The organism is Microbacterium trichothecenolyticum (assembly GCF_000956465.1).
Taxonomy (GTDB): domain Bacteria; phylum Actinomycetota; class Actinomycetes; order Actinomycetales; family Microbacteriaceae; genus Microbacterium; species Microbacterium trichothecenolyticum.
In genome coordinates this window covers 20,531-41,983 of sequence record NZ_JYJA01000018.1, presented here as the reverse complement: position 1 = coordinate 41,983, position 21,453 = coordinate 20,531, and the positions used below count along the sequence as shown (strand labels likewise).

Annotated in this window: 20 protein-coding genes; 11 read left to right on the top strand and 9 right to left on the bottom strand. The window is 71.8% G+C overall.

From position 1 onward, the window contains the following. Window positions 1-18 precede the first annotated feature (18 nt). A complete protein-coding gene (locus tag RS82_RS01305; RefSeq protein ID WP_157005271.1) occupies window positions 19-720 on the bottom strand; it encodes a lysophospholipid acyltransferase family protein in 702 nt (233 codons plus the stop codon). A gap of 200 nt (window positions 721-920) precedes the next feature. On the opposite strand from RS82_RS01305, the gene RS82_RS01300 reads away from it, so the two are divergent. Both RS82_RS01300 and dxr read left to right on the top strand, forming a co-directional pair. After that, window positions 921-1,886 carry an FKBP-type peptidyl-prolyl cis-trans isomerase gene (locus RS82_RS01300; protein ID WP_045296380.1) on the top strand — a complete coding sequence of 322 codons (966 nt, stop codon included), beginning with the start codon at window positions 921-923 and terminating at the stop codon, window positions 1,884-1,886. Between the two features lie 40 nt (window positions 1,887-1,926). Beyond that, window positions 1,927-3,012, top strand: coding sequence for a 1-deoxy-D-xylulose-5-phosphate reductoisomerase (gene dxr, locus RS82_RS01295; RefSeq protein ID WP_045296378.1), 1,086 nt, complete (start codon window positions 1,927-1,929; stop codon window positions 3,010-3,012). Between the two features lie 25 nt (window positions 3,013-3,037). Here the strand turns inward: dxr and RS82_RS01290 are convergent, their stop codons facing one another. The 3 genes from RS82_RS01290 to RS82_RS21270 all read right to left on the bottom strand — a co-directional run bounded on the left by RS82_RS01290 (window position 3,038) and on the right by RS82_RS21270 (window position 6,197). Continuing rightward, entirely contained in the window at window positions 3,038-4,702 is a 1,665-nt protein-coding gene (locus RS82_RS01290; protein WP_045296376.1) for a Mur ligase family protein, read from the bottom strand. 77 nt (window positions 4,703-4,779) lie between these two features. After that, entirely contained in the window at window positions 4,780-5,499 is a 720-nt protein-coding gene (locus RS82_RS01285; protein ID WP_045296375.1) for a YcnI family copper-binding membrane protein, read from the bottom strand. A 134-nt stretch (window positions 5,500-5,633) separates the two neighbouring features. Beyond that, window positions 5,634-6,197, bottom strand: a complete 564-nt coding sequence (locus tag RS82_RS21270; RefSeq protein WP_052676637.1) for a hypothetical protein — start codon at window positions 6,195-6,197, stop codon at window positions 5,634-5,636. 107 nt (window positions 6,198-6,304) lie between these two features. Here RS82_RS21270 and RS82_RS01275 point away from each other — a divergent pair, with 107 nt between their 5' ends. The 3 genes from RS82_RS01275 (at window position 6,305) to RS82_RS01265 (ending at window position 9,322) form a co-directional block, all read left to right on the top strand. Further along, window positions 6,305-7,600, top strand: a complete 1,296-nt coding sequence (locus RS82_RS01275; protein ID WP_045296371.1) for a M50 family metallopeptidase — start codon at window positions 6,305-6,307, stop codon at window positions 7,598-7,600. A gap of 103 nt (window positions 7,601-7,703) precedes the next feature. Continuing rightward, complete coding sequence (locus tag RS82_RS01270) at window positions 7,704-8,069, top strand: YciI family protein (RefSeq protein ID WP_045296370.1); 366 nt, start codon at window positions 7,704-7,706, stop codon at window positions 8,067-8,069. Further along, window positions 8,069-9,322, top strand: a complete 1,254-nt coding sequence (locus tag RS82_RS01265) for an RNA polymerase sigma factor (protein ID WP_045296368.1) — start codon at window positions 8,069-8,071, stop codon at window positions 9,320-9,322. Before RS82_RS01270 ends, RS82_RS01265 begins: the two co-directional genes overlap by 1 nt. A 121-nt stretch (window positions 9,323-9,443) precedes the next feature. On the opposite strand, the gene RS82_RS01260 is transcribed toward RS82_RS01265, so the two are convergent. Further along, window positions 9,444-11,396, bottom strand: a complete 1,953-nt coding sequence (locus tag RS82_RS01260) for an anthranilate synthase family protein (protein ID WP_045296367.1) — start codon at window positions 11,394-11,396, stop codon at window positions 9,444-9,446. Between the two features lie 235 nt (window positions 11,397-11,631). Between RS82_RS01260 and nhaA the strand changes: the two genes are divergently transcribed. Together nhaA and ispG are read left to right on the top strand one after the other, a co-directional pair. Next, window positions 11,632-13,533: a Na+/H+ antiporter NhaA gene (gene nhaA / locus RS82_RS01255; protein ID WP_045296366.1), complete on the top strand. Its 1,902-nt coding sequence runs from the start codon at window positions 11,632-11,634 to the stop codon at window positions 13,531-13,533. An 84-nt stretch (window positions 13,534-13,617) separates the two neighbouring features. Next, entirely contained in the window at window positions 13,618-14,769 is a 1,152-nt protein-coding gene (ispG, locus tag RS82_RS01250) for a flavodoxin-dependent (E)-4-hydroxy-3-methylbut-2-enyl-diphosphate synthase (RefSeq protein WP_211255836.1), read from the top strand. Window positions 14,770-14,780: 11 nt separating this feature from the next. Here ispG and RS82_RS01245 read toward each other — a convergent pair whose 3' ends face one another. Further along, window positions 14,781-15,386, bottom strand: a complete 606-nt coding sequence (locus tag RS82_RS01245) for a YdcF family protein (protein WP_211255835.1) — start codon at window positions 15,384-15,386, stop codon at window positions 14,781-14,783. 48 nt (window positions 15,387-15,434) lie between these two features. Between RS82_RS01245 and RS82_RS01240 the strand changes: the two genes are divergently transcribed. Genes RS82_RS01240 through RS82_RS01230 form a run of 3 tightly spaced genes read left to right on the top strand, consistent with a single transcriptional unit; the run spans window position 15,435 to window position 18,246 of the window. Further along, a complete protein-coding gene (locus RS82_RS01240; RefSeq protein ID WP_245619481.1) occupies window positions 15,435-16,319 on the top strand; it encodes an aminoglycoside phosphotransferase family protein in 885 nt (294 codons plus the stop codon). A gap of 45 nt (window positions 16,320-16,364) precedes the next feature. Further along, entirely contained in the window at window positions 16,365-16,985 is a 621-nt protein-coding gene (locus tag RS82_RS01235; protein WP_045296365.1) for a hypothetical protein, read from the top strand. A gap of 31 nt (window positions 16,986-17,016) precedes the next feature. Next, window positions 17,017-18,246 (top strand): benzoate/H(+) symporter BenE family transporter, encoded by a 1,230-nt coding sequence (locus tag RS82_RS01230; protein WP_045296364.1) that lies wholly within the window; start codon window positions 17,017-17,019, stop codon window positions 18,244-18,246. A gap of 33 nt (window positions 18,247-18,279) precedes the next feature. Here the strand turns inward: RS82_RS01230 and RS82_RS01225 are convergent, their stop codons facing one another. Then, complete coding sequence (locus RS82_RS01225; RefSeq protein WP_045296363.1) at window positions 18,280-18,555, bottom strand: putative antibiotic biosynthesis monooxygenase; 276 nt, start codon at window positions 18,553-18,555, stop codon at window positions 18,280-18,282. 114 nt (window positions 18,556-18,669) lie between these two features. Here RS82_RS01225 and RS82_RS01220 point away from each other — a divergent pair, with 114 nt between their 5' ends. Then, complete coding sequence (locus tag RS82_RS01220; RefSeq protein WP_045296362.1) at window positions 18,670-19,281, top strand: TetR/AcrR family transcriptional regulator; 612 nt, start codon at window positions 18,670-18,672, stop codon at window positions 19,279-19,281. 13 nt (window positions 19,282-19,294) lie between these two features. On the opposite strand, the gene pcp is transcribed toward RS82_RS01220, so the two are convergent. Both pcp and RS82_RS01210 read right to left on the bottom strand, forming a co-directional pair. Continuing rightward, on the bottom strand, window positions 19,295-19,930 hold the full coding sequence (gene pcp, locus RS82_RS01215) for a pyroglutamyl-peptidase I (RefSeq protein WP_045296361.1): 636 nt from the start codon (window positions 19,928-19,930) through the stop codon (window positions 19,295-19,297). A 9-nt stretch (window positions 19,931-19,939) separates the two neighbouring features. After that, window positions 19,940-21,382, bottom strand: coding sequence for an RNB domain-containing ribonuclease (locus RS82_RS01210; RefSeq protein ID WP_157005266.1), 1,443 nt, complete (start codon window positions 21,380-21,382; stop codon window positions 19,940-19,942). Window positions 21,383-21,453 lie beyond the last annotated feature (71 nt).

Genomic DNA, 21,453 nt, shown 5'->3' with positions numbered 1-21,453 from the left:
CTGCGGGTCGAGACGCCGTCAGCGGCGCTCGTGGGGGAGGACCTGCTTGATGCGGTCGATCGTGTTGTGCGCGGGGACCTCGTTGTAGGCGTTCGCGAGCTCCTGGCCCGAGAGTGCGTGGATCGCGGCCATGATCTCGTCGGTGGCGAGACGGCGTGCCTTGCCCGAGGAGGCCGGGCCATGGTGGGCGAGGTCGAGCGGCTCGCCGAACTTGACCGTGATGCGGTGCTGGAACGACGGCTTCTTCGCCCCGACCGGCATCACCTTGTCGGTGCCGATGAGGCCGACCGGCACGACGCGCGCCCCCGCCTGCAGCGCGAGGAAGGCGACACCGGTGCGACCCTTGTAGAGGCGGCCGTCGAGCGAGCGCGTGCCCTCCGGGTAGAGGGCGACGGCCTTGCCGTCGTCGAGAAGGGCGCGCTGCTGTTCGAGCGCGTCGAGCGCGGCCTGTCCGGCGCCGCGTTGCACGGGGATCGCACCGATCGACGTGAAGAACCATCGCGACGCCGGCTTGTCGAAGTAGCTCGACTTCGCCAGGAAGTGCACCGGACGCGGCGCTGCGACCGGGATCGCGATCGAGTCGATGAAAGACAGATGGTTGCTCGCGAAGATCACCGGGCCGGACTTGGGAACGTTGGCTTTGCCCTCGATGCGGGGGCGGTACACGATCCGGGCCAGGGGAGTCAGGATGCTGCGCCCCAGCGCGTACGTGAAGCCCATGCGGCGCGCCGGAGCGGCGGGGGATTCGGGCTCTTCCGCCGTCTCGTCGGCGGTGTCTTCGGCGCCGGGCACGAGGTCGGAAGTCACCCGTAGAGGGTACTCCCGATTGCATTCCGGTATCGGCATGCCGTTTCCCAGCGCGAACAGAGGAAAGATGCGAAAGGATGGAGGCTTCCCTTCCCCTGACTCGAGGTTGTTCCGTGCGCATTCGCCCGTTCGCCGCCCTGTCCGTCGTCGCCGCGGCGACTCTTCTGCTCGCCGGGTGCACCGGGTCGGCCGATCCGAACGCCACTCCGACGCCGACGTCGACCGCTTCGTCGGAGTGCGGTCTCGACCCGCAGGAGGGTGCCGACTCCGACGCGGTCACCGTCTCGGGCACGGCTCCCGAGCTCACCGCCGATGTGCCCACGGATCTGGAGTTCGCCGACCTTCAGCGCACCGTGGCGACGGCGGGCGACGGCGACGACCTCGCGGTCGGGCAACTCGTCTCCGGTCAGTACCAGATCATCGATCCCGCCACCGGGGAGGTCCAGCTGGACTCGGCGACGACGTCCGCGGACGACAGCGGCCTCGTCCCACTGATCGTCGACGCCAGCAGCATCGTGGGAAGCGCCGTGCTGTGCACGCCGCTCGGCTCCTCCACCGCGTTCACCATCCCCGGCTCGATGCTCGGTGACGGCGCTTCCAACGTCGTCGTGGTCGCGCAGTCCGTCGATGAGCTGCCGACTGCTGCCACAGGTGAGGACCAGGACCCCGTCGCGGGCATGCCCGAGGTCGAGCTCGCCGAGAACGGCGAGCCGACGATCACTGTCGCCGACGACTTCGCCGCCCCTGACACCACGCAGATCGCGGTCCTCAAGAAGGGCGACGGCGCGACGGTCGAGTCGGGCGACAACGTCTTCGTGCAGTACACCGGAATCCTCCCCGACGGCACGGTCTTCGACTCCAGCTGGCAGCGCGGCGCGCCCGCCCAGTTCCAGACCACCGGCGTCGTGCAGGGTTTCCAGAAGGCGCTCGAGGGCCAGACCGTCGGCTCGCAGGTGATCGCGGTGATTCCGGCGTCGGAGGGGTATGGCGACACCGCGCAGGGATCGATCCCTGCCAACTCGCCCCTCATCTTCGTCGTCGACATCCTCGGCGTGCAGCGCGCCGCCGCCCAGCAGTAACCCGGGGCGGCCGCATCCGGCCCGGCGATAGGCTGGCCGGATGCGGCGCGTCATCATCCTCGGCTCGACCGGCTCCATCGGCACGCAGGCGCTCGACGTCGTGCGGGCCAACCCGCGGCGGTTCGAGGTGGTGGGTCTCGCTGCGGGATCCGACCGCGACACGCTCGAGGCGCAGGCGACCGAGTTCGGCGTCGACAGCACCGCGCTCGGGGCCGTCGAGGCCGAGCAGCTCGTGCGCGATGTCGACGCCGATGTCGTGCTCAACGGCATCACCGGCTCCGTCGGCCTCGGTCCGACCCTCGCCGCGCTCGAGACGGGTCGCACGCTCGCCCTCGCGAACAAGGAATCGCTCATCGTGGGTGGCGACCTCGTCACGGCGGTCGCACGCCCCGGGCAGATCGTGCCGGTCGACTCCGAGCACTCCGCCATCGCACAGGCGCTGCGGTCGGGGGAGCACAGCGAAGTGCGCCGGCTCGTACTGACGGCATCCGGGGGTCCGTTCCGGGGCCGCAGCCGCGCGTCGCTGGAGGACGTGACTCCGGCCGAGGCCCTCGCGCACCCGACGTGGGACATGGGCCGCGTCGTCACGACCAACTCGGCGACCCTCGTCAACAAGGGCCTCGAGGTCATCGAGGCGCACCTTCTCTTCGCCGTGCCGTACTCCGAGATCGACGTCGTCGTGCATCCGCAGTCGATCGTGCACTCGATGGTCGAGTTCGTCGACGGCTCGACGATCGCGCAGGCCTCGCCCCCCGACATGCGCCTGCCGATCTCGCTCGGGCTCGACTGGCCCAACCGCGTCGCGGGCGTCGGCCGGCCGCTGGACTGGACCACTGCGACGTCGTGGACCTTCGAGCCGCTCGACCACGCCGCGTTCCCCGCCGTGCACCTGGCGAAGCAGGTCGGGCGTGCCGGCGGCACCTATCCCGCCGTGTTCAACGCCGCCAACGAGCAGGCCGTCGACGCGTTCCACGAAGGACGCCTGAGCTTCCTCGGCATCATCGACGTGATCGAGCGCGTGGTCGACAAGCACGACGCCCCTGACGCCCTCACCCGGGACGCTCTCGCCGACGCCGAGCACTGGGCACGCCGCAAAGCCGACAAGGTCATCGCCGCGGCATCCTGAGTCCCTGGGCCCCGCAGCGAGGGGCTCAGGATTCGGGATGGACCGGACGCAGGGGGTCGGATGCCGGGGTCTCGTGCTCCGGGTACGGCACCGGCCAGTGCGGCTCGGGCACGGGCCAGCCGGCCTCGCGCAGCGCGCGGCGGGCGAGCTCGCGCGCCGAGTAGGGCGTGCGGACGCCGCGGATGTCGCGGTAGTCCTGGTGACCGGGACCGGCCCAGAGGATCGCGTCGCCGTCGCCGACGAGTGCGACGGCCTCGATGATCGCGCGCTCGGGCGGCGAGAACTCGTAGATCTCGGCATCCGGCTGCGCGCGACGCGCGCCCTCGACGAGGGTCGCGCGGATCGAGTCCGGGTCCTCATGACGGGGGTGGTGGTCGGTGATGACGAGGATGTCGCTGCCCTCGACTCCGGTGCGGCCCATGTCGTGGCGCTTCGTGGCGTCGCGGTCGCCGTCGGCGCCGAACAGCATGACGACCTTGCCCGGCGTGACGCGGCGCACCGCCGAGAGCGTCTTCTCGAAGGCGTCGGGGGAGTGGCCGAAGTCGACGTACACGGCGGGGCCGGTCTCGCCCGAGACGAGCTCGGTGCGACCCGGCAGGTACGCCTCGATCCGGCCGCCGTCGAGGGCCTCGACCAGGCGCTCCCAGGTGTACCCGCCCTCGTGGATCATCACGATCGCGAGCCCGGCGTTGGCGGCCATGTGGCGGCCGATCACGGGGACGAGCGTGGTCAGCGTGCGCCCGTCGCGGGCGGTGAGGCGGAACTCGGTGCCGACCTGGCGCTCGTCGAGGATCTCGACCACCCAGTCGGCGGCGGCCGCGGCATCCGGATCCGACGCGAGGGCGGGCGTGCCCACGGTGACCGTCGGCACCTCGCTGCGTGCGACCACCTCGGCACCGGGCTCGGAATCGACGCACACGACCGCGCGGCGGGCACGGTCCGTGCGGAACAGCGGCAGCTTCGCCTCGAAGTACTCGCGCATGTCGGCGTAGTCGTCGAGGTGGTCGTGGGTGAGGTTCGTGAAGCCGGCGACGTCGAACACGATGCCGTCGACGCGGCGGCGGCTGAGCGCCTGCGCGCTCACCTCGACGGCGACGGCCTCGACGCCGCGCTCGCGCATGAGGGCGAGGAGGGCGTGCATCTCGTACGCCTCGGGGGTCGTCAGCCGCGACACGATGACCTGCCCGGCGATGTGGCGCTCGGCGGTCGAGGAGAGGCCGGTCGTCACGCCGAGCTGCCCGAGGATGCCCTCCAGCAGGTGCGAGACGCTCGTCTTGCCATTGGTCCCGGTCGTGCCGAACAGCGTGGGGAGGTCGTCGTCGCGGCCCGTGCTGTAGACCCAGGCCGACAGCTCGCCCAGTACCGCGCGCGGATTCTCGACCAGCACCACGGGCAGCCCGCTCGCTGCCGCGGCGTCGGCGCCGGCAGCATCCGTCACCACCGCGACAGCACCCTTCTCGGCGGCCGTGGCGGAGAACTCGGCACCGTGGCGGTTGACGCCCTGCACGGCGACGAACACGTCGCCGGGGCGGAGGTCGGCGGTCGCGAGGGTGAGGCCCGTCAGTGTGGCGTCGGCGACGTCACCGCGGACGTCGACGGCGAAGCGTGCCGCGAGGTCTGCGAGCGAGTGTGTCGGCGGCGCGTCGGGACGGAGTACCGGGGGCAGGTTCGAAGGCGCGTCGGTCGGCATGGCGCATCCATCTTCGCATGGGGCCGGTCGTCGAGCGGCGGGTGGTGCGCTCGCCCGACGACCGGCGGCGGTTCGCGTCAGGCCCTGCGGCGTCCGCGCACCAGCACGACCACGAGCGCCGCGATCCCCGCGGCGAGTCCGCCGGCCGCCAGCCAGCGCGCGACCGGGTCGGCGGAGGGGACGGATGCCGCGTCCCCGGCATCCGCAGCGGCCGCGGCTGAATCATCCGACGCATGGCCGGCGTCCTCGGCGTCACCATGTCCGGCGTCCGCGTCGTCCGCGACGGCGCCGACCGCGACCAGCGGCGCGGGCGCGTCGAGGTCGTGCGGGTCCTCGCCGTCCTCGGCGATCTGGGTCCACGCCGTCTCGCCCTCGGCGCAGGTCTGTGTCACCGGGAACGCGAGGGTCGAGTCGGCCGTGCCCTCGGCGAAGAGCACGTCCATCGAGACGGCGGCCTTCAGGCCGTCCTCGACCGGGGTGTCGGCGGTGTACACGACGCGCGTCGGCACGCCGTCGGCGCCGAGCTCGCGCGTGATGGTCCAGCCGCCCTGCACGACGGGAGTGGCGTTGCCGACGCCTGCGGGGATGTCGACCGCGAGGGCCGTCGTGGGGGAGCCGTCGCAGCCGTGCGAGAACGAGAACGTGAGTGTCGCGGTCGCGCCCGCGGACGCCGTCTCGGGAGTCACATGGACGTGGGCCGACGCGGCGAGCGGTGCGCCGATCGCGAGGGCGAGGCCGGCGGTGACGCCGATCACGAGGCGGCGGGTGCGAGAGGAACGGGAGATGGAATCGGTCATGGCTGTGGTGTCGTCTTTCGTCTGAGTCGTCGGCGGGATCGCCGATCGGGGCGCGCCGGCGGGAGCCGGGCGCGCAGGAGGGTTCCGGCGCGCGCATGGGCGCGGGCCGGCTGCGGTGCGGCGCGCGGCGCCGCTCAGACGAGAACGGGAGGACCGCGCCGCGAGACGTCCGACAGGACGATCCGCGCCGCGACGACCACCGGACCGGCCGGCGCCGGCGCGAACCGCGGCATCGGCGGCCGTGGCGCGATCGCGCGGGCGCGGGAGAAGAGCGAACGGATGCCGCGGCCCAGGGCACGCAGCATCCGTTCCCCGCCGTACAGCGCGGCAACGGTCGCGATCGCCGCGAGCACGTGCGCGGCGAGCATGGGGGAGTCGGGGAGGACGACGGCGCTCAGGTCGCCGCCGAGGTGCGTCACGTGGTGGCCGTGCAGCGCCGCGGGATCGGCGTCGGCGGTCACGGCGAAGGCGACGTGGAACAGACCCTGGCTCGCGAGCACCGTGGCGCCGACGCGCCACGCGGACAGCCGCCGGCCGACGAGGGCGACCGCGAAGGGAGCAGCGAGGATGCCGACCGCCGCGACGAAGGCGGGCGACGGTGCGCCGCCCCCGCTGAGGGTGTGCGCCGTGGCGGCGACCACCGTCGCGACCCACGCGGCAGCGGTGCCGCGCAGCGCGCGCACATGGCGTGGGGTCACGGCTCCTCCTCGCGTCGAGCCTACGGGAGCAGCGAGGCGCCCTGCGCCCGCCGACGGTGGGCGGTCGTCACACCCAACTCAAAGGCTGGCGCGGGTACCGTGAGCGTGTGGAGATCCTCGCGTTCGTCATCGGTGTCGCCCTCATGGTCGTGGGCCTCGCCGTGTCGATCGCGCTGCACGAGCTCGGCCACCTCTGGCCGGCCAAGAAGTTCGGCGTGCGCGTCGGCCAGTACATGATCGGGTTCGGCCCGACGCTGTGGTCGAAGCGCTGGCGCGGCACCGAGTACGGGTTCAAGGCGATCCCGCTCGGCGGCTACATCTCGATGGCAGGCATGTACCCGCCGTCGCCGCAGGCGGCCAGACGCGACGGCCGCGCCGCCGGGGGCTTCTTCGCGACGATGGTCCAGGACGCCCGGGACGCGAACGACGAGACGCTGCACGGCGATGACGACACGCACGTGTTCTATCGCCTGCCGATCCACAAGCGCATCGTCGTGATGCTCGGCGGCCCGCTGATGAACTTCTTCTTCGCCATCGTGCTGTTCTCGATCCTGCTCACCGGAATCGGTGTCCAGACCGCGACGACGGAGGTCGCCCGCCTGTCGGAGTGCGTCCCCACGACGAGCTCGACCGAGTGCACCGACGCGTCTCCCGCGGCTCCGGCCGAGGCCGCCGGCATCCAGCCCGGTGACGTCATCGTGTCGATCGACGGGGAGCCGGTCGCCGACTTCGCCGCGGCATCCGCCATCATCCGCTCCTCGCCCGGCGAGCAGCTGACCTTCGTCGTCGAACGCGACGGCAGCGAGCAGACGCTGCAGGTCACGCCGGCGACGATCCAGACCGAGGTGACGGCGGCCGACGGCACGACCACCACCCAGGAGGTCGGGTTTGTGGGCATCGGCCCCAGCGTGGAGTACGTGCAGCAGCCGATCTGGGCAGGGCCGCAGATGGCTGTCCAGAACGTCGGCGCGGTCGCGGGCATCATCTGGCAGCTGCCTGCGAAGGTGTGGCAGACCGGCGTCGACCTCGTCACGGGGCAGCCGCGCGATCCGAACGGGCCGCTGAGCATCGTCGGCGCGAGCCGGCTCTCCGGTGAGGTCGCCGCCGCGGACTCGCCCGTGCTCAACCGCGTCGCGGGATTCCTGTCGCTGCTCGCGTCGCTGAACATCGCCCTGTTCGTGTTCAACCTCATCCCGCTGCTGCCGCTGGACGGCGGCCACATCGCGGTGGCCCTCTGGGAGGGCATCAAGCGGCTGTGGGCCAAGCTCTTCCGGCGTCCGCCGCCCAAGCCGGTGGATGCGACCAAGCTCGTGCCGCTCACGTTCGCCGTGTTCGTGGCGCTGCTCGTGATGGGCGGCATCCTCATCCTCGCCGACCTCTTCAACCCCGTCACGCTCTTCTGACGCCCGCGGACCAGCCGAGAAGAATCTCGGTCGGTCGTGTCGAAATCGGTCTTGTCCGTTCGCTGTAGGGATGCAACGGTTCCACTGACGAAAGGACACGACCGTGAAGTACGTGATCATGTTCACCTCGACCCCCGAGCTCGACGCCGCCGTCCCGGATGAGCGACGCCAGGAGGTCTACGGGCGGATCTACGAATGGTTCCAGACCAACTCGGCCCAGATCTCCGACGGGGGCGCCGAGCTGATGCCCCTCTCGACGGCGACCACGGTGAAGTACGGTCCCGACGGCCCCGTCGTCGTCGACGGGCCGTTCTCCGAGGCCAAGGAGGTCATCGGCGGCTTCAGCGTGCTCGACGTGCCCGACCTGGACGCGGCCATCACCCTGGTGAAGACCTGGCCGTCGATGGAATTCCCCGGCATCGCGATCGAGATCCGCCCGATGGTGACCGACTACAGCCAATTCGAGTGATGTCCGCAACGGATGCTGCGACCCCGCGCGACCCGGAACACCCGGGCGGCGCCGGGGCCGCGGCATCCGATCGCCTCCTCGCCGGCGTGGTGCGCGAGGAGTCCGCCCGGATCACGGCGGCGCTGACCGTCTCGTTCGGAAGCTTCGACGTGGCGGAGGAGGCGGTCGCCGAGGCGGTGGAGGAGGCCCTGCGCGAGTGGCGCGGCCGGGGGATCCCGCCGAAGCCCGGCGCCTGGCTGATGCAGGCGGCGAGGCACAACGCCCTCGACCGCGTGCGGCGCGAGCGGGTGCTCCGGGACAAGGTCGCGCTGCTCGCACCTGAGCCGGCGGTCGACGGCGCGCCGGCGGATGAGCGGCTTCCGCTCCTCTTCGGATGCTGCCACCCCGCGCTCGCGCCCGATGCGCAGCTCGCTCTCACGCTGCGGGCGGTGTGCGGCCTCACGACCGCGCAGATCGCCCGGGCCACGTTCTCGACCGAGCCCGCCACCGGGCAGCGGATCTCGCGGGCCAAGCGCAAGATCGCCGACAGCGGCATCCCCCTGCGCGTCCCCGAGGGGGCGGACGCGGCCGCGCGGCTCGACCTCGTGCTCACGATCGTGTCGGTGATGTACAGCGAGGCCCACTTCGTGGCGGGGGCGGATGCCGCGGCTGACCGCGACCTCGCCGACGATGCGCTGTGGCTGGCCCGGGTGGTCGCCGAGGCTCTTCCTCACGCGGCGGAGGCGTGGGGACTGCTGTCGCTGCTGCGGTTCCACCGGGCTCGCGAGTCGGCTCGGTCGGTCGACGGCGAGCTCGTGCTGCTCGCGGAACAGGACCGCACGCGGTGGGACGCGGCGCTGCTCGCCGGCGCGCGCGACGCGCTCGGGCGGGCGGCGCGCCTGCGGCGGCCCGGACGCTGGCAGCTGCACGCCGCGATCGCAGCATGCCACGCGGATGCCGCCGACGCGGCGTCCACCGACTGGCTGCAGGTGCTCACGCTCTACGACCTGCTCCTCGCGTACGACCGGTCGCCGGTGGTGAGGCTGAACCGCGCGGTCGCGCTCGCCCGGGTCGACGGTGCGGCCGTCGCGCTCGCCGAGGTCGACGCGCTCGAGGACCCGCTCGCACGATCGCATCTCTGGCACGCCGTGCGGGCGTCGCTGCTGCGCGACCTCGGACGCGACGACGAGGCGCTCGCCGCGGACCTGCGCGCCCTCGAGCTCACGGCCAACGAGGCCGAGCGCCGCCTGCTCGCCACCCGCGCGGGGCGCTGAGCCGCAGCATCCGTCGTCCCCTTCTGGTTTGGGGCGCATGTTGTCCGTTGGGGCGCAGAATCGACGCCCCATGGGAGCAAATGCGCCCCAAACCCGGAGACGAGGAGCAAGGGGGCGCGGGTCAAGCGGGGACGGGACTCAGCGCCTGCTCCACGAGCCGCTGGAGCGTCGTCATGCCGTCGCGCGACAGGATCGACTCGAGGTGTCCCTGCACCGAGGCGAACCCGGGACCGCGGAGCGCATAGACGTCACCTGCCGCGTCGGCGGCGACCTCCGCCTCGCCCGCGCGCGTCGTTCCGGCGGGGACGCGCGCGGTGAAGGTGTTGTAGAAGCCGATGGATGCCGGCACGCCGAAGACGTCGACCGACTTCTGCAGGCCCTGGTGCGGCGCGTCGAGCGGCGCGAGGTCGATGCCGAACGTGTCGGCGAGGATCTGGTGGCTCAGGCATACCGCGAGGAGCGGCCGGCCGGCGGCGCGGCGACGCGCGACGACCTCGCGCATACGACGGATGCGGGGGCTCGACACGTCGCGAGGGTCACCCGGCCCCGGGCCGGTCACGAGGAGCTCCGCCGCATCGATCTGGGCGTCGGTGACCTCGCTCCACGGCGAGATCTCCACCTCGAGCCCGAGGTGGCGCAGCTGGTGGGCGAGCATCGTGGTGAAGCGGTCCTCGGCGTCGACGACGAGCGCCGAGCGCCCCTCGAAGGGTCCGGGTTCGCCCGAGCCCTGCGGGTTGAGCCAGAACTCGGCCAGGCGTCCGTTGCGCGACGCCAGGAGGTCGGCGATCGCCGGGTCGTCGGCGAGGCGGCGCGGAGCCGCCGCGGGTGCGTCCTCGTCGATGACCTCGCTGCCGGCGGCCGTGGACTCGGCCTCGATGTCGCGGGGAACGGCGCCGATCGCGCCGAGCACGCCGGCGGCCTTGCCGTGGGTCTCGCCGACCTCGCCGTACGGGTCGGAGTGGCGCACGAGCGTTGCCCCGACCGGCACGCGCAGCCGGCCGTCCTGCAGGTAGGCGGTGCGGATGAGGATCGGCGCGTCGAGGTCGTGGGTCGCCTCGCCCGCCCCTCCGGGTTGCTGGGCTTGTCGAGGCACACGGGGAGTGAAGAGCGCCGCGACGCCCGAGTAGTAGCCGCGAGGGGTCGTCTCGTGACGCGTGATGACCGTGCACGCGTTCTGCATCGGCGAGCCGGTCACCGTCGGCGCGAACATCGTCTCGCGCAGGATGTCGCGCGGGTCGAGCCTGCTGCGGCCCCGCAGCACGTACTCGGTGTGGGTGAGCCGCGACATCTCCTTGAGGTGGGGGCCCGTGATGCGGCCGCCGTCCGAGCAGACGGCGCTCATCATCTTGAGCTCCTCGTCGACGACCATGAAGAGCTCCTCGGTCTCCTTCGTCGAGCGGAGGAACTCGCTGAGCGTCTCGGGGGTGGCCCCTCCCGCGGGGTGGCGGAACGTGCCGGAGATCGGGTTCATCGTCACGACACCGTCGCGCGCGCTCACGTGCGCCTCGGGGCTCGCGCCCACGGCGACATGGCCGGGGGTGACGACCGCAAAGGTCCAGTACGCGCCCCGCTCGTGCTCGAGGAGGGCCCGGAACCACGTCAGGGCGGCGGTGGCGGCATCCGTCGACACGCCCGCGGTGAAATCGCGACGGATGACGAAGTTGGCGCCCTCGCCGCGACCGATCTCATCGGCGATCACGCGCCGCACGATCTGGGCGTACTCCTCGTCGGCGATGTCGAAGCCGGGGTTCTCGAGGGCGACCGCGGCGGTCGGCAGCTGGGCCAGAGCCTCGTCGCGGGGGAGCGAGGCGCGATCCTGCACGATGAGGCAGCGCAGCGGTGCGCCGTCGTCGTGGCACTCGAACCCGCGCTCGCGCACCTGACGGAACGGGACCAGCGCGAGCACCTCGTTCGGCGCGCCGGACGCTCCGGTCAGCGGGATGTCGGCGAGGAGGTCGACGTCGACGACATCGCCGGTCAGCACCTCGACGGTGCGGTCGTCACGAGCGATGAGCGCGAACGGGAGTCCGCTCGCAGCGAGGTCGGGAAGGGACGGGGAGGCGGGCCCGGACATGTGCGTCGTCTTTCGTCGTGGGGCGGAGTCCCTTACGAAAAAGAAGACCGCCCCGTGGGCGGTCTTGGGGTCGCGCGAAACCCACCGCCTATGCGGTGAGCCACCAGGAGAGGTGCGCGGACATGCGCCGAACCTACCACACGCCCGCTCCCGCCATCGGCCCACCGGCCGTGCGTTACGCACCATACTGGGGCCAGCCCGTTTCCCACGCATCCCCGCGTCGCGAAGGTACGCCATGACCCAGCTGACCATCACCGAGCGCTCGCCCGAGCCCGCACGGCCGGAGCCGCGCCCTCGTCGCGGTCCGTCGATCGCCGACCGCATCCGCAACATGGGCGAACAGCGCACCGGCGCCCTGCTGCTGGTGCTCGCGACCCTCGTCGCGATCGTCTGGGCGAACATCTCCGCGACGTCGTACCACGACTTCTGGGAGACGGAGCTGACGATCGGGTTCGGCGACATCCATCTCGAGTTCACGCTGCATGCGCTCGTCAACGACGCGCTCATGGCCATCTTCTTCTTCACCGTCGGGCTCGAGGTGCGTCGGGAGTTCGCGATCGGCGAGCTCACGAGCTGGTCGCGCGCGATGATCCCCGTGATGGCCGCCATCGCGGGGCTGCTCGTGCCGGCAGGGCTCTTCCTCGCGATCGCCGCCGGGTCGGGCAGCGAGCACGCGTGGGGCGTGGTGATCTCGACCGACACCGCGTTCCTCGTCGGCGCGCTCGCCCTCATCGGGCCTCGCGCCTCCGGCCGATTGCGCGTGTTCCTGCTCGCGCTCGCGGTCGTCGACGACATCGGAGCGCTGAGCATCATCGCGCTCTTCTACACCGAGAACTTCACGCCGCTGCCGCTCGTGGTCGCGGCGGTCGGGCTCGCGGGCATCTACTTCACCCGCTACCTGCGCCGCGGTCGCGGCCCCATCTACGCGACCCTCTCGATCATCGTGTGGCTGGCGTTCCTCGCGTCGGGCGTGCATCCGACGCTCGCCGGTGTCGCCATCGCCCTGCTGATCCCCGTCTACCGGCCGAATCGCCGCGACGTCGAGCAGGCGCTCGAGCTCGCCCGGGTGTTCCGCCAGTCGCCGAACACCGAGTACGCCCGGCAGGCGGCGAACAGTCTGCGCGAATCGATCTCGATCAACGAGCGCTTGCAGTCGGCGTACTCCCCGTACGTGGCGTACGTCATCCTTCCGCTGTTCGCACTCGCCAACGCGGGCGTCGAGATCTCGGGGCCGATCCTCGCGGCGGCGGTGCAGTCGCCGGTCACGTGGGCGATCATCGTGGGGCTCGTCGTCGGCAAGTTCGTCGGCGTCTTCGGCGCGGCCGCGATCATGAAGGTGTTCAAGCTCGGCGAGTTCGGGCTCGGCCTCACCCTCGACCGCATCGCCGGCGGCGCGATGCTGTGCGGCATCGGGTTCACGATCTCGCTCTTCATCATCGATCTCGCGATCGACGACCCCGGCGTGCAGAACGAGGCGCGCGTCGGTGTGCTCGCAGCATCCGTCCTCGCGTTCATCCTCGCCGCGATCGTATTCCGCATCTCGGACGCCCGGCGGCCCGACGACGACGGCGGCCGCACCCTGGTGCGCGCGGTCGATCCCAAGCGCGACCACATCTACGGCGACGTGAACGCGCCGCTCACGATCGTCGAGTACGGCGACTTCCAGTGCCCGTTCTGCCTCAAGGCGTCCGGATCGATCGAGGAGGTGCGCCGGGAGCTCGGCGACCGGCTGCGGTACGTCTGGCGACACGCCCCCCTCGAGCGGCAGCATCCGAACGCGCTCGCTGCGGCGGAGGCCGCCGAAGCCGCGAATCTGCAGGGCAGGCTGCCGGAGTTCTCACGCAGCCTGTTCGCCGATCAGGACCACCAGCTGCCGTCCGACATCATCCGGCGAGCCCGCGAGCTCGGTCTCGACGTCGAGCGCTTCGAGGAGGACCTCAGCTCGCCGAAGGTGACCGAGCGGGTGCGAGACGACATGCTGGATGCCGAGGCGATGGACATCACGTCCGTGCCGACGTTCTTCATCAACGGCGTGCGGCACGTGGGGCCGTACGACGCGCGCACGCTGATCCGTGCCCTCACCGGCTCGGAGCCGGACCGGGCCGACGCCCAGCCCGCGCCCCGCGCCGACGCCTAGTCGCGCCTGCGGCGCTCCACGCTTGCTCGCTCGGCCCCGTCCGCAGGCGGCCGGGCCACACTCGCTGCGCGTAGGCTGTCAGACGTGCCAGCCGTCAACATCGGGATGCCCAAGGTCCCCGAAACGCTCGCCCCCCGTCGCAAGACCCGCCAGATCAAGGTGGGCAAGGTGCTGGTGGGCGGTGACGCCCCCGTCAGCGTCCAGTCGATGACCACGACGCCGACCACGAACATCAACGCGACGCTCCAGCAGATCGCCGAGCTCACCGCCTCGGGCTGCGAGATCGTGCGTGTCGCCGTCCCGTCGCAGGACGATGCCGATGTGCTGCACATCATCGCGGCGAAGAGCCAGATCCCGGTGATCGCCGACATCCACTTCCAGCCGAAGTACGTGTTCCAGGCGATCGACGCCGGCTGCGGCGCGGTGCGCGTGAATCCCGGCAACATCCGCAAGTTCGACGACCAGGTCGGCGCGATCGCGGCCGCGGCGAAAGCCGCCGGGGTGTCGCTGCGCATCGGCGTCAACGCCGGCTCTCTCGACAAGCGGCTGCTCGAGAAATACGGCAAGGCCACGCCCGAGGCGCTCGTCGAGAGCGCCGTGTGGGAGGCATCCCTCTTCGAGGAGCACGACTTCCACGACTTCAAGATCTCGGTCAAGCACAACGACCCGATCGTCATGGTCAAGGCCTACCGGCAGCTCGCCGAGCGCGGCGACTGGCCTCTGCACCTCGGCGTGACCGAGGCCGGCCCGGCGTTCCAGGGCACCATCAAGTCGGCGACGGCGTTCGGCATCCTCCTCTCCGAGGGCATCGGCGACACGATCCGCGTCTCGCTGTCGGCCCCTCCTGCCGAGGAGGTCAAGGTCGGCCACCAGATCCTGCAGTCGCTCAACCTGCGCGAGCGCAAGCTCGAGATCGTCTCGTGCCCGTCGTGCGGTCGCGCCCAGGTCGACGTCTACACGCTGGCCGACGACGTGACCGAGGGCCTCAAGGACATGACAGTCCCGTTGCGTGTCGCGGTGATGGGCTGTGTCGTGAACGGCCCGGGCGAAGCCCGCGAGGCCGACCTCGGCGTCGCGTCGGGCAACGGCAAGGGCCAGATCTTCGTGAAGGGTCAGGTCATCAAGACGGTGCCCGAGGCCGATATCGTCGCGACCCTCATCGAAGAGGCGAACCGCATCGCCGACGAGATGGGCCCCGACGCTCCGATCGGCACCGCGCAGGTCGTCGCGTCGTAGCGCCGCGCCGGTCATCGGTGCGCGGCCCGCCGCCGCGCGTGGTACCGGCCGGCGATGACGGCCGCAGCCACTTTGAGCAGCGGCGCCTCGCCGAAGCGGTAGTCCGCGCCTCGCGCGAGACGCGCGGCGAGATCCGGTCTCAGGCTCCAGAGGTGCTCGCGTCCGACCGCGGCGTGGGGCGGGTTCGACACGACCTTGATGGCGTCTGCGTCCTCGACCAGCGCGATCGCGTTCTCGATGTTCTGCTGCGTGGTCGTGCTCGTGGTGTCGAGCAGGATCCGTCCGGTGTACCCGCGGCTCTCGCGGGCGTAGCGCGCCATCAGCTCGGCCTCGGGGATGTCGCCGCCGACGCTGCCTCCGCACAGCACGAGCACGCTGTCGCGCGCCCGGGGACTCCGCGAACGCAGCCCCACGCGAACGCGGTACCGGTTGACGAAGTTCGCCTTCGGCCCTCGATCGTGGTAGCCCAGGACCACCACCGCCTCGATGCCCTCGGGGGCTGCGCTGTCGCCGAGCGCGCGGTAGGAGGCGCGCCGGTTCACGTACTCCGCCCACGCGAGCACGCTCAGGCCGGCCGCTGTCGCTGCAAGCGTGAACGCGGGGACGAGTCGACGCACAGACCGACCCTACGCGCACGATCCCCGCGGGCATGGCAGGATCCGAGGGTGCACCCGCCCGCGATGCCGCCTGCCGGCGCCGGCTTCGGCCGTCTGTCGCCGCGGCAGCGTGCCCTCGTCGCAGCGTGGCTCCCCGGCGCCGAAGTCATCGCGGACCTCAGCTGGAACCAGGTCGAGACCGTCGTGCTGCAGGTGCGCCAGGGCGATCGCGCGCTCATCGTCAAGGCGGGCGGCGACGCCGATCACCACCTCGGCCGCGAGCTCGACGCGCACGAGGGCGGGTACGTCTCCGCGTGGGCGGAGCGCGGTCACGCGGCGAGGCTGCGATGGGCCGATCGCCAGGCCCGCGTCCTGGTGCTCGACTGGCTGCCCGGCGAACTGGCGTACCGCACGGCCGCAGGCGTCGACCCCGAGATCCATCGTCGTGCGGGCGCGCTGCTGCGGCAGTTCCATGCGCAGGCGACGCAGCCCTCTGCGGGGACGGATGCTGCCGCCACCCGCCGCGCGATCGCCTGGCTGGACTCGTCCGCCGCGATCGCGCCAGACGTCGAGCGCCGGCTGCGAAGCATGCTCGCCGCGCTGCCGCCGATCGAAGACGACCTCGTTCCCACCCACGGAGACTGGCAGCCGCGCAACTGGCTGGTCGACGGCGACGAGGTGCGCGTCATCGACTTCGGGCGCTTCGCGTTCCGCCCCGCTGCCACGGACTTCGTGCGGCTCGCCGCGCAGGAATGGTGTGAGAACCCCGCGTGCGAGAGGGCCTTCTTCGACGGCTACGGCCGGGACCCCCGGCATCCGTCTCGGTGGATCCTCTTGCGAGCGCGCGAGGCCATCGGCACGGCCTGCTGGGCGCATCAGGTCGGCGACACCCGGTTCGAGGCGCAAGGCCATCGCATGATCGCGGACGTGCTGTCGGAGTTCGACGCGCGCTGAGGCCCGCCGCACGGGGCCGTGCAAGGGCTCCGTTACTGTGAGCGCATGGTGCACTTGCGCAGGGTCGGCGATGTCGAGGTGTACGAGCGCCTGCGTTTCGTGCCGCTGACGGTCGGGGCGGGCGCCGCGGGCATCGTCCTCGTGCTGCTGCCGGTGTTCGACCCTCGCTACCTCGGATTCTCGGTCGGGCTGGGTCTGGTGGTGTGGCTGCTGTGGGCGTTCGCGGTGTGGCCCCGCGTGACGGTGGAGACCGACGCGGTGCACGTGCGGAACACGTTCACGACCACCACCTTCGCGTTCTCCGCCCTCGACGGCGTGGCATCGGGCTTCACGCTCGACTTCCTCCTCCGCGGCGGCCGGCGTGTGCGGGCGTGGGCTGTGCCGGGGCAGCAGAACCTCGGAATGGAGGCGATGCGATCCGCGGACGCGCACGCGAGCGGGTTCCAGCCCGTCAGGAGGGTGGCCGAGCTGACGGTCGGCAGCGCGACCACGCCCGCCGGCCGGGTCGCGGCGTCCATCGCGCGCAGACTCGCTGTGGCCGGTGCGGAGCGGGACGGCGTCGCCGATCCGGGGGATGCCGTCCGTCGGGTCAACGTGATCATGATCGTGGTGACCTGCCTGCTCGTGGCCCTCGCGGTCGCCGGCATCGCGGGCGGCGCATCGTGACCGCATCGCGAGGATCGCGACGGCAAGAGGCATGACCGAGGACTCCTCGACCGGCGCGGCGGCGTCGGATCCTTCGCCCGCTCCGCCCGAGGCCGCACCGCTGTCGCGGCCGATCGTCGCGGGCATCGTGACCGCTCTCGTCGGCGTCACGAGTTCGTTCGCCGTGGTGCTCACGGGCCTCGACGCCGTGGGGGCGTCGCGCGCGCAGGCGGCGAGCGGCCTCCTCGTGCTGTGCCTCACGATGGGTGCGTCGGCGATCCTCCTGGCGTGGCGCTATCGCATGCCGATCACCGTCGCGTGGTCCACGCCGGGCGCCGCGGTGCTCGCGGCCACTGGAGCCGTCGAGGGCGGCTGGCCGGCGGCGGTCGGCGCGTTCCTCGTGACCGCCGGCCTCATCCTGCTGACGGCGCTCTGGCCACAGCTCGGCCGGCTCATCGCGCGGATCCCCCCGTCGATCGCACAGGCGATGCTCGCCGGCGTGCTGCTTCCGCTGTGTCTCGCCCCGATCACCGGGCTGGTCCTGAACCCGTGGGGAGTCGTACCGGTCCTCGTCACGTGGCTCGTGTTCGTGCGGCTCGCGCCGCGGTGGGCGGTGCCGCTCGCGTTCGTCGCGGCATCCGTCGTCGTGGCGGTGGATGTCGTGGTCACGGGCGCGACGATCGATCCCGCGCTGCTCGTTCCCCGACTCGAGTTCACGGCGCCGACGCTCACCTTCGGCGCGGTCGTCGGACTCGCGCTGCCGCTGTTCCTGGTGACGATGGCGTCGCAGAACGTGCCGGGCATCGCGATCATGCGCAGCTTCGGCTACCAGGTGCCGTGGCGGCCCGCGATGCTCGTGACCGGTGTCGGCACCGCGATCGGCGCGACGGCCGGCGGACACGCGATCAACCTCGCCGCGATCAGCGCCGCGCTCGCCGCAGCACCGGACGCCGATCCCGACCCGAAGCGGCGCTGGGTGGCGGGCGTGTCGACGGGTGCGAGCGGCATCGTGCTCGGCGGGCTGTCGGCTGCGCTCGTCGCACTGGTGGTGGTGGCGCCGGAATCGGTGATCCCGGCGGTCGCCGGCATCGCGCTGTTCGGCGCCTTCGGCTCGGCGGTGCAGCAGGCGATCGACGATCCGGGGGAACGGCTGCCGGCCGTCGTGACGTTCCTCGTGGCCGCGTCCGGCGTCGCGATCGCGGGCGTGAGCGCCGCGTTCTGGGCCCTGGTCGCAGGTCTCGTCGTGCGGGAAGTGCTCCACTTCGGCCGCCGCTCGCGCTGACCGCGCCGCATCCGTGAGGAGGACGCGGCGGCCTCAGCCCTCGCGACGTGCGCGCCGCCGGCGAAGCGACGCGTAGACGCCGAGGAGACGCGGCACGACGACGTAGACCGCGAGCGGCACCACGACGGCGGTGAGCACCAGCGCCCGAAGGATGGGATGCCACGATTCCGACACAGGTCCCAGCAGCAGCATCCCCACCGACACGAGAGGGAAGATCGCCAGCCATGTGATGACGGCGCGGACGTGGACGGACGGCACGGGAACCGGGGCCTCGATGCGGACAGGCTCGGTGGTCGAAGAAACGGACATGTGCGGCATCCTTCCGAGAAGCCAACTGAATGGTTGCAACTGGCTGGTTGTAAGTGAATCACCGCGCAGACTATTCCGCAACCATCCAGTTGGATTCTTCGTTATCATCGGCACATGGCGTGGGACACCGAGCGCACCCGGCGGCTGCTCCTCGAAGCGGCGACGGCGGAGTTCAGCGAGCACGGGCTCGCCGGAGCACGTGTGGACCGCATCGCCGCCGCCGCCGGCGTGAACAAGGAGCGCATCTACCAGTACTTCGGCAAGAAGGACGAGCTCTTCGCCACGGTGCTGGCCGAGGCGCTCCAGGCCGCGCTGCAGGCGGTCCAGGTCGAGGGCACCGGGCCGCAGGCAGTAGGCGACTACGCCGCGCGGCTGTTCGACCACCACATGGCGAACGGCCACATCCCGCGCCTCGTCTACTGGGAAGGACTCGAACGCGGCATCGCGGCGGCCGCGAGCCCCGTGCGAGCCGAGTTCCACGCCGAGAAGGTCACACGCATCCAGCGCATGCTGCCGGGCGTGGGCCGCGTCGAGGCAGGGGAGCTCCTCCTCACGCTCGTGAGCCTCGTCAACGCCTGGCCGGTGCTGCCGCAGCTCGACGCCCTCATCGTTCCCGACGCGGGCGATGGCGCCGCACGCATCGCAGCACGCCGCGCCGCGATCGTCGCGACCGTGACCGCTGCCGCGGCGGCCGTGGCCGCGTCCGTCGAGCCCGCCGTCCGCTGACGCCCCAGCCTGCTCAGTGAAGCGTCCCGCCGGGCACGGCGGTGTCGGTCGTCACGTCGAGGCTCGTCCGCACCGCGATCTCGAGCGCACGGGCGATGTCCGAGAGGGGCAGGGCGGTCGCATCCGTCGAGGGCGCGAGCTCGGCAGACCACGGAACGTGCACGAATCCGGCACGGGTTCCGGATGCCGCCGCCTCGAGCGCCGTGAAGAACACGTGATTGCAGACGAACGTGCCCGCCGAGTACGACACCTCGGCGGGGATCCCGCAGTCGGCGATGCGCCGCGCGATCTCCTTCACGGGGAGCGTCGCGAAATGCGCGGGCGCGGCACCGGTCACGCTCGGCACGTCGACGGGCTGGTCGCCGTCGTTGTCGGGGATGCGCGCGTCGACGAGGTTGACCGCCACGCGCTCGACGCCGATGGCGGCGCGACCGCCCGCGAGCCCGGTGGCGATGACGACGTCGGGCTGATGTTCTGCCAGCAGTTCGCGCATCCGTTCCGCTGCGCCGGCGAACGTCACCGGCAGCACGGCGGTGACGAGCAGTTCCGGTCCTTCCCAGCGCGAAGCCACGAGGTTCACGGCCGCTCCCGACGGGTTGGAGGAGTCGCCGCCGAACGGCTCGAACCCGGTGAGCAGCACTGTCGTCATGCGACCACGCTATGCCGTGTGCTCGAGCACGACGGTGCCCGAGTCGATGTCGACGGTCTCGAGCCGCAGGCGCACGGTCGCCCCCGCGGCCGCGTCGAGCCCCGCGACCTTCGCGGTGACCGGCGGATCCGTGAGCTGCACGCGGGCGCCGTCGCCTCGCTGGCCGAGGACCACGGATTCGAAGACCTCGCCTTCGTGACCGGAAAGGAGTGCGGCCTCGACCCGATCGACGGTCGCCGCGCCGAGACGGTTCGCCACGCCGTCGCTGCGCGCCATGATCTTCGGCAGCGACGGAAGGCTCTCCCGTGCCCACGTGGGCACCTCCTGCCCGTTCGCGAGGGCCTCGCAGATCACGAGCGACCAGCGGTCGACGAGGCGCCGCAGCGGCGCGGTGGCGTGGGCATAGGGTGCGCCGATCGCCGCCTGCAACGGGTCGGCGGGCGGTGCACCGTCGAAGGTCGCGTAACCCGCGCCGCGGAAGAGGCCCGCCGCGGCATCCAGAATCGCGAGCGCGGCGGGCGAGTCGCGCTCGAGACCGCGCAGGTAGTCGCCGTAAGGGACGTCGGCAGGCCAGGGGATGCCGAGCGCCACCGTCTGGGCTCGGAACGCGGCGACGTCGTCGGCTTCGGCGGCGGGCATCGTACGCAGGATGCCCACGCGGCCCTTCAGCATGATGTCGGCGGCCGCCATGCCGGTGAGGAGGGAGACCTGCGCGTTCCAGTCCTCGATGGCGAGCGGCGCGTCGCGTTCGAGCCGATAGCCGCCGTCGTCGGCGACGATGCGGGCCTCCGGCACGTTCAGGCTCGCTCCGCCGCGCTCGGCCTCGCGTTCGAGCCGCAGCGGGCCGAACCAGGCGAGCGCCTCGAGGCTCGGGGGAGCGGTGCCGGCATCGACCGCGGCCTGGGCGTCGACGTAGCTCCATCGCGCCCGTGAGCGGATGATCGCGCGCCGCAGCGTCGTCTCGACCGGCCGTGCCCGGTCGTCGAGGACGAACCGCCAGACGAACGCCCGCCGGTCCTGATCCGGCAGCAGCGACGCCGCGTCCTCGCTGATGACGACGGGGTGCAGCGGGATCCGGCCGTCCGCCGCGTAGAGGGTCTGTCCGCGCAGCCGCGCTTCGGCGTCGATCGCGCCACCCGGGATCACGAAGGCGGGGACGTCGGCGATCGCATAGTGCAGCACCGCCCCGGTCCCGGTGCGTTCGAGGTGGAGGGCCTGGTCGAGATCCACCGACCCCTCAGGATCGATCGTCACGAAGTCGATGTCGCGCAGATCGTCGAGCTGCGCCGCGTCCGGATCGGTGGCGACGGCACTCGCCGCATGATGCGCCTCGGCCTCCACCTCGGCGGGGAAGGCGGCCGCAAGCTCCAGGTCCTCGCGCAGGTGCGCGAGCGACTCGACGAGCTCGTCGTGGGCTTGCGTGGGAGCGAGTCGGGGTCGACGTGCGGGCACCCGATCAGTGTAGGCACCGGTGCTCGTCGGAAGACCGGGATCGACATCGGCGAGGGGGCGCAGCATCCGTT

Excerpts from the sequence above, each read along its gene's own strand:
- RS82_RS01305 (WP_157005271.1), bottom strand. The coding sequence starts at position 720 with ATGGGCTTCACGTACGCGCTGGGGCGCAGCATCCTGACTCCCCTGGCC.
- dxr (WP_045296378.1), top strand. The coding sequence starts at position 1,927 with ATGCGGCGCGTCATCATCCTCGGCTCGACCGGCTCCATCGGCACGCAG.
- RS82_RS01290 (WP_045296376.1), bottom strand. The coding sequence starts at position 4,702 with ATGCCGACCGACGCGCCTTCGAACCTGCCCCCGGTACTCCGTCCCGAC.
- RS82_RS01285 (WP_045296375.1), bottom strand. The coding sequence starts at position 5,499 with ATGACCGATTCCATCTCCCGTTCCTCTCGCACCCGCCGCCTCGTGATC.
- RS82_RS01265 (WP_045296368.1), top strand. The coding sequence starts at position 8,069 with ATGTCCGCAACGGATGCTGCGACCCCGCGCGACCCGGAACACCCGGGC.
- RS82_RS01260 (WP_045296367.1), bottom strand. The coding sequence starts at position 11,396 with ATGTCCGGGCCCGCCTCCCCGTCCCTTCCCGACCTCGCTGCGAGCGGA.
- nhaA (WP_045296366.1), top strand. The coding sequence starts at position 11,632 with ATGACCCAGCTGACCATCACCGAGCGCTCGCCCGAGCCCGCACGGCCG.
- RS82_RS01235 (WP_045296365.1), top strand. The coding sequence starts at position 16,365 with ATGGTGCACTTGCGCAGGGTCGGCGATGTCGAGGTGTACGAGCGCCTG.
- RS82_RS01230 (WP_045296364.1), top strand. The coding sequence starts at position 17,017 with ATGACCGAGGACTCCTCGACCGGCGCGGCGGCGTCGGATCCTTCGCCC.
- RS82_RS01225 (WP_045296363.1), bottom strand. The coding sequence starts at position 18,555 with ATGTCCGTTTCTTCGACCACCGAGCCTGTCCGCATCGAGGCCCCGGTT.
- RS82_RS01220 (WP_045296362.1), top strand. The coding sequence starts at position 18,670 with ATGGCGTGGGACACCGAGCGCACCCGGCGGCTGCTCCTCGAAGCGGCG.
- pcp (WP_045296361.1), bottom strand. The coding sequence starts at position 19,930 with ATGACGACAGTGCTGCTCACCGGGTTCGAGCCGTTCGGCGGCGACTCC.